This is a genomic window from Citrobacter sp. Cu233, assembly GCF_030332225.1.
Taxonomy (GTDB): Bacteria; Pseudomonadota; Gammaproteobacteria; order Enterobacterales; family Enterobacteriaceae; genus Citrobacter.
Genome location: NZ_JAOWIF010000042.1, coordinates 14,965 through 30,060 on the forward strand (window position 1 = coordinate 14,965; position 15,096 = coordinate 30,060).

Here is a 15,096-nt window from a genome sequence, read left to right on the forward strand (position 1 = left end):
ATTCCTTGCTGTATTTTTGTTAAGTGTAGATGACAGCAGGAAAATAAGTGGAAGAAAGGAGGCCCGACGGATCGGACCTCAACGTCGGTTACTGCAGTTTTTCAAGGATGCGCCAGGCCGCGTCGACGCGAGCAGGATTCGGGTAGCTTTTATTTGCCAGCATCACGATGCCAAGATTTTTCTCCGGAATAAAAGCGACATAACTACCAAATCCGCCAGTCGAACCTGTTTTATGTACCCAGGAAGCTTTTACTGCGGGGGCTGGTGGGTTTACCTCAACGGCCGGAAGCGCCGCCAGAGCGATTTTACTGTCGCTGCCGTTGATAACAGTGTCCGCGTTTACCGGCCAGTTCAGCATTTCCCAGCCTAAGCCCTGGTACATCTCACCAATGCGCCAGTAACGTGACTGTGCGAGCCCGATGCCCTGCTGTAGGGTTTTCTCCTGCACGTGGCTGGCGTCCATATTGGCCTGAACCCAGCGTGTCATATCCATAATGCTGGATTTCACACCATACGCTTCTGCATCAAGCTGGCCCGGCGAAACATGTACGGGCTTGCCATCGCGATAGCCCCAGGCATAATCCTGTTGCTCGTTCTGCGGAACGGTAATCCAGGTGTGTGTGAGTTTTAATGGCTGCAGGACGCGTCGGGTCATCGCCTCTTCGTAACTCATTCCAGAGGGTGTCACCGCCAGTGCGCCAAACAAACCAATACTGGAGTTAGCATAGAGACGTTTAGCGCCTGGAGCCCATTGCGGCTGCCAGTTTTGATAAAAGCGCAGCAATGCGGCTTTATCCGTCACCTCGTCGGGGATCTGAAGCGGCAGGCCACCTGCCGTGTATGTGGCTAAGTGCAGCAGACGAATGTCCTGCCACTGTTTGCCTGTGAGTTCCGGCCAGTACTGGGTGACCGGATCGCTGAGTTTGATTTCGCCGCGGGCGATCGCATCGCCGCCCAGCACGCCATTGAAGGTCTTACTGACTGAACCGAGCTCGAACAGCGTATTCTGTGTGACCGGGCGATTATTGGCGATATCAGCTTTACCCCAGGTAAAATAATACGGTTTTCCCTGGTAGATAACGGCCACGGCCATACCCGGAATGGCCTGTTCTTTCATTAGCGGTGTGATAGTGCGGTTAACGATATCGGCAATGTGTTGTTCTGTCTTTGAGGCGGCAAACGTTGAGAAAGAGGCGGCCAGCAGCAGCGCGCAGCATAACGATTTTTTCATCATGAAATCATTTCCGTAATAAAAAGCGAAAGGGTGTCCGGGCCCATCAGACGCGACCAGTTTGTTTGATTTGCACTGTGTTGACAAACGGTTAAATTTAGCAGCAGATATAAGTTTTTCTAACAGGCAAGATGATGACGCGTAGCTATATCCCACTTAATTCTCTGCGGGCTTTTGAAGCGGCCGCAAGGCATCTCAGCTTTACCCGCGCAGCAATTGAGCTGAATGTCACGCATTCTGCCATCAGCCAGCATGTGAAAGCGTTGGAGCAACAGCTGAATTGTCAGCTCTTTATTCGCGTTTCACGGGGCCTGATGCTCACGACAGAAGGTGAAAGTCTGTTACCTGTACTTAATGATTCCTTCGATCGTATGGCGGCGATGTTAGACCGTTTTGCCAGTAACCAGGCTCAGGAAAAACTGAAAATTGGTGTGGTGGGCACTTTTGCGGTGGGTTGCCTTTTCCCACTACTACGTGATTTTAAACGGGGTTTTCCGCATATCGATTTACAGCTTTCCACGCATAATAACCGTGTTGATCCTGCTGCAGAGGGGCTGGATTATACCATTCGCTATGGTGGTGGAGCCTGGCACGATACCGATGCGCAATATTTATGTAGCGCGCTGATGTCTCCGCTTTGTTCACCAGACCTGGCCTCTCAGATTCAGGCTCCTGCAGATATCCTGAAATTTCCGCTATTACGATCGTATCGTCGTGATGAATGGGCGCTGTGGATGCAGGCGGCCGGAGAGGCTCCCCCTTCACCAACGCACAATGTGGTCGTGTTTGACTCGTCCGTCACGATGCTTGAAGCGGCGCAATCAGGGCTGGGGGTGGCTATTGCTCCCGTCAGAATGTTCACGCATTTGCTGAACAGTGAGCGTATCGTGCAACCGTTTTTAACGCAAATTGATTTGGGAAGTTACTGGATTACGCGTTTGCAATCTCGCCCGGAGACGCCTGCAATGCGTGAGTTTTCCCGCTGGTTGATCGGCGTTGTGCACAAATAAAAAGGCCCGCCAGTGGCGGGCCCAATAGGTAACAACTGCGATTAGATAGTCAGAATGCCAATCGCTGTTACAACGGTCAGGATAGCAGCCAGACCGTAGAATACCCATTTGCCAGCAGGCACGTGGATTTTCAGGTCATGCATCGCGTGGTGCATACGGTGTAAGCCACACCACAGCGGCAGAACGATCATCAGGAACAGAAATGCGCGTCCGATGAAGCTCTGGGCAAATGCCATAATGCGCTCATAGCTCAGCGCATCGCCCGGGAACAGACCCAGCGGCAGCATAATACCAACCAGCAGAACCACTACCGGCGCAATGATTGCGCCCCACATACCACCTGCACCAAACAGACCCCAGAATACAGGTTCGTCAGAGCGTTTTGGATTTGGATTAATCATCCCGGACTCCTTACCAGTACAGGGCTACATACAGTATGACTACGGTCACAACCGCAGTAACTACCCAGAGACCTTTGATGATCGGCTCTGGCCCCATTTTTTCGTCTTTTACGATGATGTTGGCGGCTTTCGGCGCCAGTTCAAACCAGGTTTTGGTATGCAGCAGTGCTGCAGCCAGAACAACCAGGTTGAGGATCACCACCACCGGGTTTTGCAAAAAGCCGACAAAGCCCATCCAGGACTCAGCACCATGCTTCAGAGCAAACAGGCCGAAAATCAGTTCAATACTGAACCAGACTGCCGGAACTGCCGTGCCTTCGCGCAGCATGTAAAAGCGATAAAATGGCAGCTTTTTCCACCAGGTGGACGTCATCGGCCGCACATAGGGTTTGCGTTTAGTCGTCATCATGCACTCCTTAGCGTGGTTTCAGGGTAGCGATAAGAAAGTCTTTTGAACTTTCAACTTTACCCTGCTGAATGGCCGCAGCCGGATCGACGTGTTTCGGGCAGACTTCGGAGCAGTAGCCCACGAAAGTACAGGTCCAAACGCCGTTCGGGCTGTTCAACTGGGCCATACGCTCTTTCTTACCGTGGTCGCGGCTATCTTCGTTATAGCGATGCGCCAGCGTAATTGCAGCCGGTCCAATGAACTCAGGGTTCAGGCCGAACTGCGGGCACGCGGCGTAACACAGACCACAGTTGATGCAACCGGAGAACTGATGATATTTCGCCATTTGCGCCGGAGTCTGGGTGTTTGGACCCTGATCCGGAGTACGTGGGTTGCCAATGATGTACGGCTTGATCGCTTCCAGACTTTCGATAAAGTGCGTCATATCGACGACCAGATCGCGCTCAATCGGGAAGTTGCCCAGCGCTTCAACCTTCATACCGCTGGTGTAATCACGCAGGAAGGTTTTGCACGCCAGTTTCGGCACGTTGTTGACCATCATGCCGCAAGAGCCGCAGATTGCCATACGGCAGGACCAGCGATAGCTCAGGTCCGGGGCCAGGTTATCTTTGATGTAGCCCAACGCATCCAGCAGAGACGTGGTTTCATCATAAGGAACTTCATAGAAAGCACTGTGCGGCGCGGTATCGGTTTCCGGGTTATAGCGCACCACCTCAACTTTCAGGTTTTTCATCTCAGCCATTCGCCTTCTCCTTCTTATCGGCTGCTTCCGCTTCGCCACCGTATACACGTTTAGCTGGTGGCAGAGTGGTGATTTTCACGTCGCTGTATTCCAGGCGAGTCGTGCCGTCAGCATCGCGGAAGGCGAGGGTATGTTTGAGGAAGTTAACGTCGTCACGCTCGGTGCAGCCTTCATCCAGACGCTGGTGCGCGCCGCGGGATTCTTTACGTGCCAGCGCGGAGTGTGCCATACATTCGGCAACGTTCAGGCCGTGACCCAGTTCAATGGTGTACAGCAGGTCGGTGTTAAAGACGCTGGAGGTATCAGTGATACGTACGCGCTTGAATCGCTCCTGCAGCTCAGCCAGCTTATCAACGGTTTTCTGCATCAGTTCCGGTGTACGGTAGATACCGCAACCTTCTTCCATAGACAGACCCATTTCGTCGCGAATCTTAGACCAGTTTTCGTTACCTTCCTGGTTAACCAGATCTTTCAGACGTTTTTCAACGCCAGCAACCTGTGCATCGAGCGCGGCACTGTTTGCAGCGCCAGCCGTTGCAGCACGTTCTGCAGCCTGCTCACCCGCCATACGGCCAAAGACCACCAGTTCCGCCAGAGAGTTGGAACCCAGACGGTTAGCACCGTGCAGACCAACAGAGGAACATTCACCAACCGCGAACAGACCTTTAATACGGGTTTCGCAGTGCTGATCGGTTTCGATACCGCCCATGGTGTAGTGTGCGGTCGGGCGTACCGGGATCGGTTCTTTAACCGGATCGACACCCACGTAGGCTTTCGCCAGTTCGCAGATGAACGGTAAACGTTCGAGCAGTTTTTTCTCGCCGAGGTGACGCAGGTCGAGGTGAACGACATCGCCACGTGGGGTGGAGATAGTGTTGCCTTTACGCCATTCGTGCCAGAAAGCCTGAGAAACTTTGTCACGCGGACCGAGTTCCATGTATTTGTTTTTCGGCTCACCCAGCGGAGTTTCTGGACCCATGCCATAATCCTGCAGATAGCGGTAGCCATTTTTGTTGACCAGAATACCGCCTTCACCACGGCAGCCTTCAGTCATCAGGATACCGGAACCAGGCAGACCGGTTGGGTGATACTGAACGAATTCCATATCACGCAGCGGAACGCCGTGGCTCAGCGCCATGCCCATGCCATCGCCGGTTACGATACCGCCGTTGGTGTTGTAACGGTAAACACGACCAGCGCCGCCCGTTGCCATCACGACTGCGTTAGCACGGATTTGTACCAGGGTGCCTTCCATCATGTTCATGGCGACCAGGCCGCGAGCATGACCGTCGTCAACCAGGATATCCAGAACGAAGTGTTCATCAAAGCGCTGAATCTGCGGGAACTGCAAAGACGTTTGGAACAGCGTATGCAGCATGTGGAAGCCGGTTTTATCCGCGGCAAACCAGGTACGCTCGATTTTCATGCCGCCGAAGCGACGTACGTTGACGCTACCGTCTTCACGACGGCTCCATGGGCAACCCCATTGTTCCAGTTGCGTCATTTCAGTTGGGCAGTGGTGGACAAAGTAATCCACGACATCCTGCTCACACAGCCAGTCTCCGCCTGCTACCGTATCGTGAAAATGGTAGTCAAAGCTGTCATGATCCTGCGCGACAGCAGCAGAGCCGCCTTCGGCAGCAACGGTATGGCTGCGCATTGGGTACACTTTTGAGATCAGTGCGATTTTAGCGTTGGGATTTGCTTGTGCGGCAGCAATTGCAGCACGTAATCCCGCGCCACCGGCGCCTATAATGGCAAGATCGGCTTGAAAGGTTTGCACGACATTCCTCCAGATTGTTGTTATTTCATCCCCGCCCGAATTCAGATGCTTAATCGGATTCAAACAGGTTATGAACGCGTTTCCACTGCTCCTTTATAGGTACAATAGTATAGTCTTAGGGATGTGAGGGAAATTTGACGTGTTCGATTTTTTTAGCGTATCAGAGGGCTGAATTATCATTGAATTTGATTAATTTAATTACTAAACCACCTAATGTTGCTTTTTTTACCCGCCAGCCAGTGTTTATTATTCCCGCGTGAAATTTGTCTCGCTAGCGCGATACGAGTAGACTTCGTGCCCTTGTCTGAAATCGGAGAAACAACCATGAGCGAAACGGCAACCTGGCAGCCGAGCGCGTCCATCCCCAATCTGTTAAAACGTGCAGCAATTATAGCGGAGATTCGCCGCTTTTTTGCCGATCGTGGAGTGCTTGAGGTTGAGACACCTTGCATGAGTCAGGCGACGGTAACGGACATTCATCTGTTCCCGTTCGAAACGCGTTTCGTTGGCCCTGGTCATTCCCAGGGGATGAACCTCTATTTAATGACCAGCCCGGAATACCATATGAAGCGTCTGCTGGTCGCGGGATGTGGCCCGGTGTATCAGCTATGTCGCAGCTTCCGCAATGAAGAGATGGGGCGCCATCATAATCCTGAGTTCACCATGCTTGAGTGGTATCGCCCACACTACGACATGTATCGTCTGATGAACGAAGTGGATGATTTGCTGCAGCAAGTGCTGGACTGTTCACCTGCCGAAAGCCTTTCTTACCAGCAAGCTTTCCAGCGTCATCTGGAAATTGATCCGCTGTCTGCGGATAAAACCCAACTGCGAGAAGTGGCGGCGAAGCTGGATCTCAGCAATATCGCGGATACTGAAGAAGACCGGGATACCTTGCTGCAACTGCTGTTTACAATGGGTGTTGAGCCGCATATTGGCAAAGACAAACCGACGTTTGTGTACCATTTCCCGGCCAGCCAGGCATCACTGGCACAAATCAGTACCGAAGATCATCGGGTCGCAGAGCGATTTGAGGTTTATTACAAAGGTATTGAGCTGGCGAATGGTTTCCATGAGTTGACCGATGCGCGTGAACAGCAGCAACGGTTCGAGCAGGATAATCGTAAACGTGCCGCGCGTGGCCTGCCGCAACAGCCAATTGACAACAACTTGCTTGAAGCGTTGAAGGTTGGGATGCCGGATTGCTCAGGCGTGGCGCTGGGTGTTGATCGTCTGGTGATGCTGGCGCTGGGCGCTGATAGCCTGGCTGACGTTATTGCCTTTACCGTCGATCGTGCATAGCGTGTTATCCCTTCACAATGCAAAGTGGCGGTAAAACCGCCACTTTGTAGCACATTTTTTCACTTTCCCTCTAATGGCCACAATTTACCTCTGGATATCTGGTATCGTTTAGGTATCAATTCTGTGTTGATTTTTAATTGCTGAACTCTGCAAAGAGGGCGGTGCCAATCGGTGAGCGGCGTTTGCTAAACGCTTGCCAGAGTAAGGGATGGTTGAATGACCCAAACAATAAAGAAGATGAGCCTGCCAGGTCTCATCCTAATGATATTTACGTCAGTTTTCGGATTTGCCAATAGTCCTTCTGCATTTTATTTAATGGGATATAGTGCGATTCCCTGGTATATATTTTCTGCATTATTATTCTTTATTCCATTTGCTTTGATGATGGCTGAAATGGGATCCGCTTATCGGAAAGAAGAAGGTGGAATATATTCGTGGATGAATAATAGCGTTGGCCCACGCTATGCTTTTATCGGCACATTTATGTGGTTCTCTTCCTATGTGATTTGGATGGTCAGTACAGCGGCAAAAGTGTGGGTGCCTTTTTCCACCTTTCTGTTTGGCGCTGACATGACGCAGCACTGGCGTATCGCCGGGCTTGAGCCAACTCAGGTTGTCGGGCTGCTCGCTGTGGGCTGGATGATTCTGGTCACCTGTGTTGCTTCTCGTGGTATTAATAAGATTGCACGTATTACGGCTGTAGGCGGAATTGCTGTAATGTGTCTTAATTTAGTTCTGTTGTTAGTGAGTGTCACTATTTTGTTATTAACAGGTGGCCACTTTGCACAGGATATTAATTTTACTTCTTCACCCAATCCAGGGTATCAATCCGGCCTGGCCATGTTGTCATTCGTGGTATTTGCCATTTTTGCTTATGGTGGAATTGAAGCCGTGGGGGGACTGGTCGATAAAACGGAGAAACCAGAAAAGAACTTTGCGAAAGGCATTGTCTTTGCCGCTATCGTCATTTCAGTGGGGTATTCGCTGGCCATATTTTTGTGGGGTGTTAGCACCAACTGGCAGCAGGTATTAAGTAATGGTTCCGTTAACCTTGGTAATATTACTTATATCCTGATGAAAAGTCTTGGGATGACATTGGGTAATGCGCTGCACCTTTCCCCAGAGACGGCAATGACAATGGGGGGATGGTTCGCGCGTATTACCGGGCTTTCCATGTTTCTTGCCTATACCGGTGCTTTTTTTACCCTTAGCTACTCGCCGCTGAAAGCGATTATTCAGGGAACACCAAAAGCGCTGTGGCCGGCACCGATGACAAAACTGAATGCGATGGGCATGCCAACAACAGCAATGTGGATGCAGTGCCTGCTGGTGAGTCTGTTTATTCTGTTGGTTTCGTTCGGCGGTGATACGGCTTCCGCGTTTTATAACAAACTGACGCTGATGGCGAATGTCTCGATGACGTTGCCGTATCTGTTCCTGGCGCTGGCATTCCCATTCTTTAAATCCTGCGCGGGTCTGGAAAGGCCATTTGTGATTTTTAAAACCCGGGCCGCAACGCTACTGGCTACAGGCGTAGTGGTGCTGGTGGTGACGTTCGCCAACGTATTCACCATCATCCAGCCAGTGATTGAGGCCGGAGACTGGAACAGCGCGCTGTGGATGATTGGTGGTCCGATATTCTTCTCGTTGCTGGCGATGGCGATTTATCAGAACTACAGTCGCCGTATGGCTAATCAGCCACAGTGGGCGACGGAGTAATCTTCTTGCCGTACCCGGCCTACAAGAGACATCGTCCTTCGTAGGCCGGATAGGTGGGGCTGCCATCAGGCATCATTGATGCTTACAAACTTCCCGCCGGGCGAGCGCCTCTGCCCGCAGAGTTTAACGTTCTTCCCGTTTGCTTACCCCCCAGACTTTCCAGACGCATCTGGAACGGTGGGAATGGCATATCAATACCGTGCTCACGAAAACCTGCCAGAATCAGTTGGTGGATCTCGTGGCGCAGTGGCATACGGTGCCCCATCTCCGCAGCATAGATACGCAGCTCGAAGATCTGAATTCCCTGCTGCAGGTCGACCAGGAAGACTTCCGGGGCTGGTGTGTCGATAACCAGTGAGCAGCGGTGCGCGGCGGTAAGCAGGATTTGTGTGACTTCCTCACTGTTGGCCTCTGACGGTGCCGGGATAGTTAACACGACACGCGTGACCGAGTCAGATAGTGACCAGTTGATAAACTGCTCGGTGATGAACGCTTTGTTGGGCACAATGATCTCTTTGCGGTCCCAGTCGCTGATGGTGGTCGCGCGAGTATTAATTTTCGTCACGCTACCGGTGAGATCGCGAATTGTCACCGTGTCGCCAATACGGATTGGTTTTTCAAACAGGATGATCAGGCCGGAAATAAAGTTGGCGAAGATCTCCTGCAAGCCAAAGCCCAGCCCCACACCGAGAGCGGCTACCAGCCACTGCAGTTTCGACCATTCGATACCAATCATAGAGAAGCCAACCAAACCGCCAATCAGCATCAGCAGATATTTGGTTATGGTGGTGATGGCATAACCGGTGCCGGGGGTTAAATCCAGGTGCTGTAGCAACGCGAGTTCCAGCAATGCGGGCAAGTTTCGCACCAACTGCGTCGTGATGATAAACACCAGAATCGCAATTAACACCGCACCCAGTGTAATGGGCTCTAAACTTTCCACGCCCTGCACCGTGGAGGTGACATCCCATAGTGAGATATTTTCCAGGAAGCCGAAAGCGGAGTGAATTTCTGACCACAGCACGATAACCGAAAGCAGGGCGATGAGCATCAGGATAGAACGCACCAGGCGCAGCGATTGTGCACTGATCGCATCAAGATCCACTTCGCTTTCGTCAACATCAACGGCCCCTTCAAGGCTGGTTGAATGTGGCGGCTCTTCCTCACCTCGCGCGCGTTGCGCCAGCATTTCAGCACGTCGATGCTTGGCGCGATCGAATGCCAGACGGCGACGTTGGATGAGCATCCAACGACGGATGACGTGATAGACCACCAGTAACAAGAACCAGATTGCTACCGACGTCTCCAGGCGCGCCAGCAAGGCTTGTGATGTTGCCAGGTAGCCCACAGCTGCCGCGAGAATAGCAATGAGTGGTGCACCCATCAGCATATTCCACAGCATACTGTTGACCATGTTGTCGCCATTGCCTTCTTTGTCGAGATACAGCGGTATACCGGCGCGTTTCAGGCTCAGGGTTACGATCGCCAGTGCTCCGCAAATCAGGATAAAGCACAGGCGCCCCAATGAAGCGGAGAATTCCCGGTCATTGAGGTTATCAAACATAATCACCGCCATGATCAGCGGGACAATTAGCCCGATACTCATCAGGTAATAGTGCATGGCCTTCGCGACACGGTTACGCGGCCAGCCAAAGTGCGCAATGAACAGACCGTTGGGGCGCGCGAAGGTGGCGCAAATCATTACCGCCCACAGCATGGGTACCGTTGCGGTAACGCCGTCTCCTATCGCGACTGCCAGCGGGTAGGGCCAGGCTTCCTGTAATCCGTAACCCAGCGTTGCCCATAACACTGGCAGCGGTGAGGCAACGAGTATCGACCAGAATACCGTGCGTATCGTGAGCCAGAAGTGGTCCTGAGTCACTTTACCAACACGCGCTGACGAGCGTTCAAGAAAGCGAGTGAAGTGTTTACGTGAAGAAAGGCTAAACCCAACCAGCACCAGTGCACCGAACAGTGGTAGCAGCGTTTCCTTGCTGGTCAGCATCATGATCGTGGCTTTGCCAAGCTGATTAAATGTATCGAGTGAGATCAGGCGGCGCAGGTCCTGAACAATGTCGACAGGCCAGGAAAGCGAGATGGGGCTGACGTCTGATGTCCAGAACAGATAACGGTGCGTCGCCTCGTTGACCTCCTTCAACGCGTCTTCCAGTTGGCTATTGGAGACTTTTAGCTTAGTGAGCTCGAGGATCAGTGTATCGCCACCCTGCAGCAGAGAGTTCAGTAGTTCACGCTGAGTGCGCAACTGGGCGTTGAGAATGCTGCTCTGCTCAGCGGTTAGTGGTTGTCCGTCGGCCTGGTGAATTTGACGTAATTGCGGCTGCTTGTTGAGGAGGTCTTCATAGCGCATGCGGTGTACGCGCAGTTGCGCCATTTCGGTATCTAACTGCTGGGGTTTGGGCATTTCTGGCAGGCGAGAAACTTGTGCACGCAGTGCTTCCCCCAGCATATTCGAGACGCCAAGCCATTGTGACTGTTCCCGCAGTGTATTCAGCGCCTGACGTACCTGCAACGTTTGGCTGGTGGCCTGACGCTGCTGGGAGGCGACCAGATCCATACGTTGCGCCTGCTGATTGAGTGCCTGAGACAGCTCACGGTTAACTTTAAACTGGTCAATGATGCCTTCCGGCAATCCTGCGCTGTTTTCTGCCAACAGTTCCGTACTTTCCAGCGCACGTTCGGCTTCACGCTGGCGCTGGCTGTTGAGTTGGTTGCGTAATGCCTGCAGGTAAGCGTCGAGCTGTTGGCTCTGTTTTTCTGCCAGTTCGGAGCGCATTCGCGCCAGTTCCTGGCGGTTGTTTGCGGAAAGCTGAGCCAGTTCCAGTTCATCGACCTGGGCTTTAAGCCTGGCGGATTCTGCCTGCATCGCCTGATTGAGCGCTGAGTTACTGTTGGTTGTACCAAGGCGCCGCTCAATATCATTTAACTGGCGGCGAGCATCGGTTTGTTGCTGAGGAAGCTGGCTTAACGAGTCGGCGATTTCCCGGGCGCGATCCTGTTCCTGTTGAGCCTGGCGGCTTTTATCCAGTAACTGACTGCTGACCTGAAGGATCTCCTGGTTTAAAGCATCCGTCGTGAGGCCGGTCGGTACGCTACGCGGTTCGTCGCGCAGGTTGTTTAGCTGTGCGCGTAACGTGGCGGACAGCTTGGGGAAGTTATCGATAACCTGCTGATATTGTTCAGCTCGCTCAAGGGAGCCTTTCCGCTCTTCGAGAGCATTCAGCGCGGACTGGAGCGCCTCAACGGTTTCTGGCTGAGCGGGTTTCGCCGCCTTTGCCTGCTCCAGTTCCTGAGTGAGTTGTTTACTATCGGGGGCCGTCGCAGCGTACGCCCCCTGGCTGAGGCACCAGGCCATCAGAAAAGTGATAATCAGGCGCACAGCAGCGATTCCTATGGTTAACTTTCGTCTTTTTTGTCATCAACCAGCGGGCTGGCGTCGTGTTCTGCTTCGATTTCTTCTTTCGGCAATGGCGCTGGCTCTGCCTCTGGCGTCACGAAAGTCTCGGTAGAAATGGCCATCGGCTGGCCAATTTTGGTTACCGACAGATCCTGCAACTGCGCAACCAGATTAACTTTACCCGGTGCAAACAGGTTGATAACGGTTGAACCGAGTTTAAAGCGGCCCATTTCCTGACCTTTCAGCAGCGCCACAGAGCCTTCGCTTTCGCCTTCAGGCCACGTCCAGCGTTTGATCACGCCTTCACGCGGTGGGGTAATGGTGCCAGCCCATACGGTTTCAATGCTACCCACAATGGTGGCACCAACCAGAATCTGTACCATTGGACCAAATTCGGTATCAAACAGACAAATAATACGTTCGTTGCGGGCAAACAGGTTCGGTACGTTCTGCGCCGTCAGGATGTTTACTGAGAAGAGGTCGCCTGGCACGTACATCATTTCTCGCAGGATACCGTTACACGGCATGTGGACGCGGTGGTAATCACGCGGTGAGAGGTAAGTCGTGACAAACGTCCCGTTACGGAATTTATCCGCCATCTGGTAGTTGCCTGCCAGCAGCGCTTCAAGGGTGTAGCTATGCCCTTTGGCCTGTAACAGTTTGTCTTCCTCAATATTTCCCAACTGATTAATCACGCCGTCAGCGGGCATGACCAGTACATTGGGATCGGTATTGATCGGGCGTGCATCTTCGCGCAGTGGGCGAACAAAAAAGTCGTTAAAGGTACGATAGCTGGCGGTGTCCGGCTTTTGCGCCTCTTTCATATCGACCTTGTAATATTTCACGAACAGATCGATGACCAGTTTGGTCAACCATCCTGCACGTTTGCTCGCACCCCAACCCGCCAGGCGAGTGAGCCATAGTTTCGGCAGAATGTATTGTAGCGAAAGCTTAAATGAGTTTAACAAGGTAGCCTCCAGGCCATAATTTGTTCCCGATCCGGCATATGGGCCGGATCCTGAAAAAAGGGGGACGATTCTAGCGATGCTTAGCTTAGTTGTCAGTTGTCTGTATCAGAAAAGTTTTTACGCGTTTTTACCTGCGCCATGCTTTCCAGGATGCGGTGATAATTTTCAAACCGAATCTCAGCGATTTTTCCTTCCCCGACAGCTTCACGAATTGCACAGCCCGGATCTGCATCATGTTTACAGTCGCGGTACTTGCAATGGCCTAAATAGTCATGAAATTCGACAAAGCCATCGGTGATTTGTTCCGGTTCAAGATGCCACAGCCCAAACTCACGTACACCGGGGGAGTCGATGACATCGCCGCCGTGAGGGAAGTGGTACAGGCGAGAAGCTGTCGTGGTGTGCTGCCCAAGACCAGAGTTGTCGGAGACATCATTGGTCAGGATCTCTTCCTGCAGGCCGAGAAGGTTATTGAGCAGGCTGGACTTTCCTACGCCTGACTGACCAGCAAAGATACTAATACGATCGGTCAACGCTTCTTCAAGTGGTTTCAGGCCGTCTTTGGTGCGGCTTGAGACCATCAACACGCGATAACCAATGTTGCGATAGATGTCCATTTGTTCGTTAACGAAGGCCATACCTTCGTCGTCCAGCAGATCGATTTTGTTGAGTACGATGATGGGCTCTACGTGCAAGGTTTCACAAGCTACCAGATAACGGTCGATAATATTCAGTGACAGCTCAGGTAAGATGGCTGAGACAATCACGATTTGATCGATGTTGGCCGCAATGGGTTTTACCCCGTCGTAAAAGTCCGGGCGAGTGAGTACTGAGGTACGCTCATGTACCGCCTCAACGATCCCTTTAACATTCACGCCCTCAGCCGCCGCTTTCCCCGGACGCCAGACTACACGATCGCCGGTAACCAGCGAACGAATGGTACGGCGGATGTTGCAACGGTGAATTTCACCGTCAGCAGATTCTACGTCGGCATGCATGCCAAAACGGCTGATAACGATGCCTTCAGCGGTCTCGCCAAACAGGTTGTCGTCGTAGTCGGGCTTCTCCGCGGACGTTTTAAGACGACGCTGGTGATTGGCGTTCACGCGGCGCTGTTGGCCTTTGGAGAGTTTATTCTTACTCAATCGGACTGGCTCCTGGTCGCCCATAATGGGCAAAACATTTATGATACACGCAATTTTAGATGAATATAGTCACACTGAATGTGACGTCTGAAGGGTGGAAAATAGCATGAGTGCCAATGAAAACAACCTGATTTGGATCGATCTGGAGATGACAGGTCTGGATCCCGAGCGCGATCGCATTATTGAGATCGCTACGCTAGTGACTGATGCCAACCTGAATATCCTGGCTGAAGGACCGACAATTGCGGTGCATCAGTCTGATGAGCAACTGGCGTTAATGGATGACTGGAACGTACGTACGCATACCGAAAGTGGGCTGGTGGAACGCGTAAAAGCGAGCACCATGGGCGATCGTGAAGCCGAACTGGCGACACTGGCCTTTTTAAAAGAGTGGGTACCTGAAGGAAAATCACCCATTTGTGGTAACAGCATCGGCCAGGATCGCCGTTTCCTGTTTAAATATATGCCAGAACTGGAAGCCTATTTCCACTATCGCTATCTGGACGTCAGTACGCTTAAAGAGTTGGCCCGTCGCTGGAAACCAGAGATCCTTGATGGCTTCAAGAAACAAGGTACGCACCAGGCAATGGACGATATTCGTGAGTCCGTTGCTGAGCTGGCTTACTATCGCGAGCATTTTATTAAGCTTTGATTTTGTGGATTACCGGGTGGCGGTTGTACTCTGCCCGGCCTGCGAATATCGTTCCAGTGCGCTTGCACTGGGGCAGGATTGCCGCTAAATTAAACGACTTGTCGATAAATTCAGCATTTGAACAGAAAAACGAAAAAATCGCTTTTAGGGGGGTTGCAGCTAAACGGATTTCTCGTATAATGCGCCTCCCGTAACGACAGAGAATTACACGTTACGGCAGCAACAAAAGAAGTACAAGTTTGCGGGAATAGCTCAGTTGGTAGAGCACGACCTTGCCAAGGTCGGGGTCGCGAGTTCGAGTCTCGTTTCCCGCTCCAAA

Annotated in this window: 12 protein-coding genes and 1 tRNA gene; 5 read left to right on the forward strand and 8 right to left on the reverse strand. The window is 52.2% G+C overall.

The features are described from left to right. Nucleotides 1–88: 88 nt before the first annotated feature. A complete protein-coding gene (gene blaCMY, locus OGX95_RS18630) occupies nt 89–1,234 on the reverse strand; it encodes a CMY-2 family class C beta-lactamase (protein WP_286630534.1) in 1,146 nt (381 codons plus the stop codon). Nucleotides 1,235–1,365: 131 nt separating this feature from the next. On the opposite strand from blaCMY, the gene ampR reads away from it, so the two are divergent. Further along, nucleotides 1,366–2,241 (forward strand): LysR family transcriptional regulator AmpR, encoded by an 876-nt coding sequence (gene ampR, locus OGX95_RS18635; protein WP_286630821.1) that lies wholly within the window; start codon nt 1,366–1,368, stop codon nt 2,239–2,241. Between the two features lie 41 nt (nt 2,242–2,282). Here the strand turns inward: ampR and frdD are convergent, their stop codons facing one another. The 4 genes from frdD to frdA are packed head-to-tail and all read right to left on the reverse strand — an operon-like array spanning nt 2,283 to nt 5,576. Continuing rightward, entirely contained in the window at nt 2,283–2,642 is a 360-nt protein-coding gene (gene frdD / locus OGX95_RS18640; protein ID WP_048212909.1) for a fumarate reductase subunit FrdD, read from the reverse strand. Between the two features lie 10 nt (nt 2,643–2,652). Next, nucleotides 2,653–3,048, reverse strand: a complete 396-nt coding sequence (gene frdC, locus OGX95_RS18645; RefSeq protein WP_048212908.1) for a fumarate reductase subunit FrdC — start codon at nt 3,046–3,048, stop codon at nt 2,653–2,655. Between the two features lie 10 nt (nt 3,049–3,058). Next, nucleotides 3,059–3,793, reverse strand: a complete 735-nt coding sequence (gene frdB / locus OGX95_RS18650; RefSeq protein WP_137384014.1) for a fumarate reductase iron-sulfur protein — start codon at nt 3,791–3,793, stop codon at nt 3,059–3,061. Continuing rightward, nucleotides 3,786–5,576 (reverse strand): fumarate reductase (quinol) flavoprotein subunit, encoded by a 1,791-nt coding sequence (gene frdA / locus OGX95_RS18655; RefSeq protein WP_003830519.1) that lies wholly within the window; start codon nt 5,574–5,576, stop codon nt 3,786–3,788. The genes frdB and frdA overlap by 8 nt, the downstream gene beginning before the upstream one ends. 324 nt (nt 5,577–5,900) lie before the next feature. On the opposite strand from frdA, the gene epmA reads away from it, so the two are divergent. Both epmA and yjeM read left to right on the forward strand, forming a co-directional pair. Further along, nucleotides 5,901–6,878 carry an elongation factor P--(R)-beta-lysine ligase gene (gene epmA / locus OGX95_RS18660; protein WP_137384013.1) on the forward strand — a complete coding sequence of 326 codons (978 nt, stop codon included), beginning with the start codon at nt 5,901–5,903 and terminating at the stop codon, nt 6,876–6,878. A gap of 216 nt (nt 6,879–7,094) precedes the next feature. After that, nucleotides 7,095–8,597 (forward strand): glutamate/gamma-aminobutyrate family transporter YjeM, encoded by a 1,503-nt coding sequence (gene yjeM / locus OGX95_RS18665; RefSeq protein WP_286630535.1) that lies wholly within the window; start codon nt 7,095–7,097, stop codon nt 8,595–8,597. An 82-nt stretch (nt 8,598–8,679) separates the two neighbouring features. Here yjeM and mscM read toward each other — a convergent pair whose 3' ends face one another. From mscM to rsgA, 3 genes are all read right to left on the reverse strand, one after another. After that, nucleotides 8,680–11,994, reverse strand: coding sequence for a miniconductance mechanosensitive channel MscM (gene mscM / locus OGX95_RS18670; protein WP_286630536.1), 3,315 nt, complete (start codon nt 11,992–11,994; stop codon nt 8,680–8,682). A 17-nt stretch (nt 11,995–12,011) separates the two neighbouring features. Next, the gene (asd, locus tag OGX95_RS18675) at nt 12,012–12,980 is read right to left on the reverse strand and encodes an archaetidylserine decarboxylase (protein WP_286630537.1); all 969 of its coding nucleotides are present in this window, start codon (nt 12,978–12,980) and stop codon (nt 12,012–12,014) included. A gap of 92 nt (nt 12,981–13,072) precedes the next feature. After that, a complete protein-coding gene (gene rsgA / locus OGX95_RS18680) occupies nt 13,073–14,125 on the reverse strand; it encodes a small ribosomal subunit biogenesis GTPase RsgA (RefSeq protein ID WP_286630538.1) in 1,053 nt (350 codons plus the stop codon). Between the two features lie 106 nt (nt 14,126–14,231). Here rsgA and orn point away from each other — a divergent pair, with 106 nt between their 5' ends. After that, complete coding sequence (gene orn / locus OGX95_RS18685) at nt 14,232–14,777, forward strand: oligoribonuclease (protein WP_286630539.1); 546 nt, start codon at nt 14,232–14,234, stop codon at nt 14,775–14,777. A gap of 241 nt (nt 14,778–15,018) precedes the next feature. Beyond that, nucleotides 15,019–15,094, forward strand: a tRNA-Gly gene (locus OGX95_RS18690). The last annotated feature ends 2 nt before the right edge of the window (nt 15,095–15,096 follow it).

What these genes read in the sequence shown, in the direction of transcription:
- frdD (WP_048212909.1), bottom strand. Translation starts at nt 2,642, where the DNA reads ATGATTAATCCAAATCCAAAACGCTCTGACGAACCTGTATTCTGGGGT.
- ampR (WP_286630821.1), top strand. Translation starts at nt 1,366, where the DNA reads ATGACGCGTAGCTATATCCCACTTAATTCTCTGCGGGCTTTTGAAGCG.
- frdC (WP_048212908.1), bottom strand. Translation starts at nt 3,048, where the DNA reads ATGACGACTAAACGCAAACCCTATGTGCGGCCGATGACGTCCACCTGG.
- orn (WP_286630539.1), top strand. Translation starts at nt 14,232, where the DNA reads ATGAGTGCCAATGAAAACAACCTGATTTGGATCGATCTGGAGATGACA.
- yjeM (WP_286630535.1), top strand. Translation starts at nt 7,095, where the DNA reads ATGACCCAAACAATAAAGAAGATGAGCCTGCCAGGTCTCATCCTAATG.
- blaCMY (WP_286630534.1), bottom strand. Translation starts at nt 1,234, where the DNA reads ATGATGAAAAAATCGTTATGCTGCGCGCTGCTGCTGGCCGCCTCTTTC.
- frdB (WP_137384014.1), bottom strand. Translation starts at nt 3,793, where the DNA reads ATGGCTGAGATGAAAAACCTGAAAGTTGAGGTGGTGCGCTATAACCCG.
- epmA (WP_137384013.1), top strand. Translation starts at nt 5,901, where the DNA reads ATGAGCGAAACGGCAACCTGGCAGCCGAGCGCGTCCATCCCCAATCTG.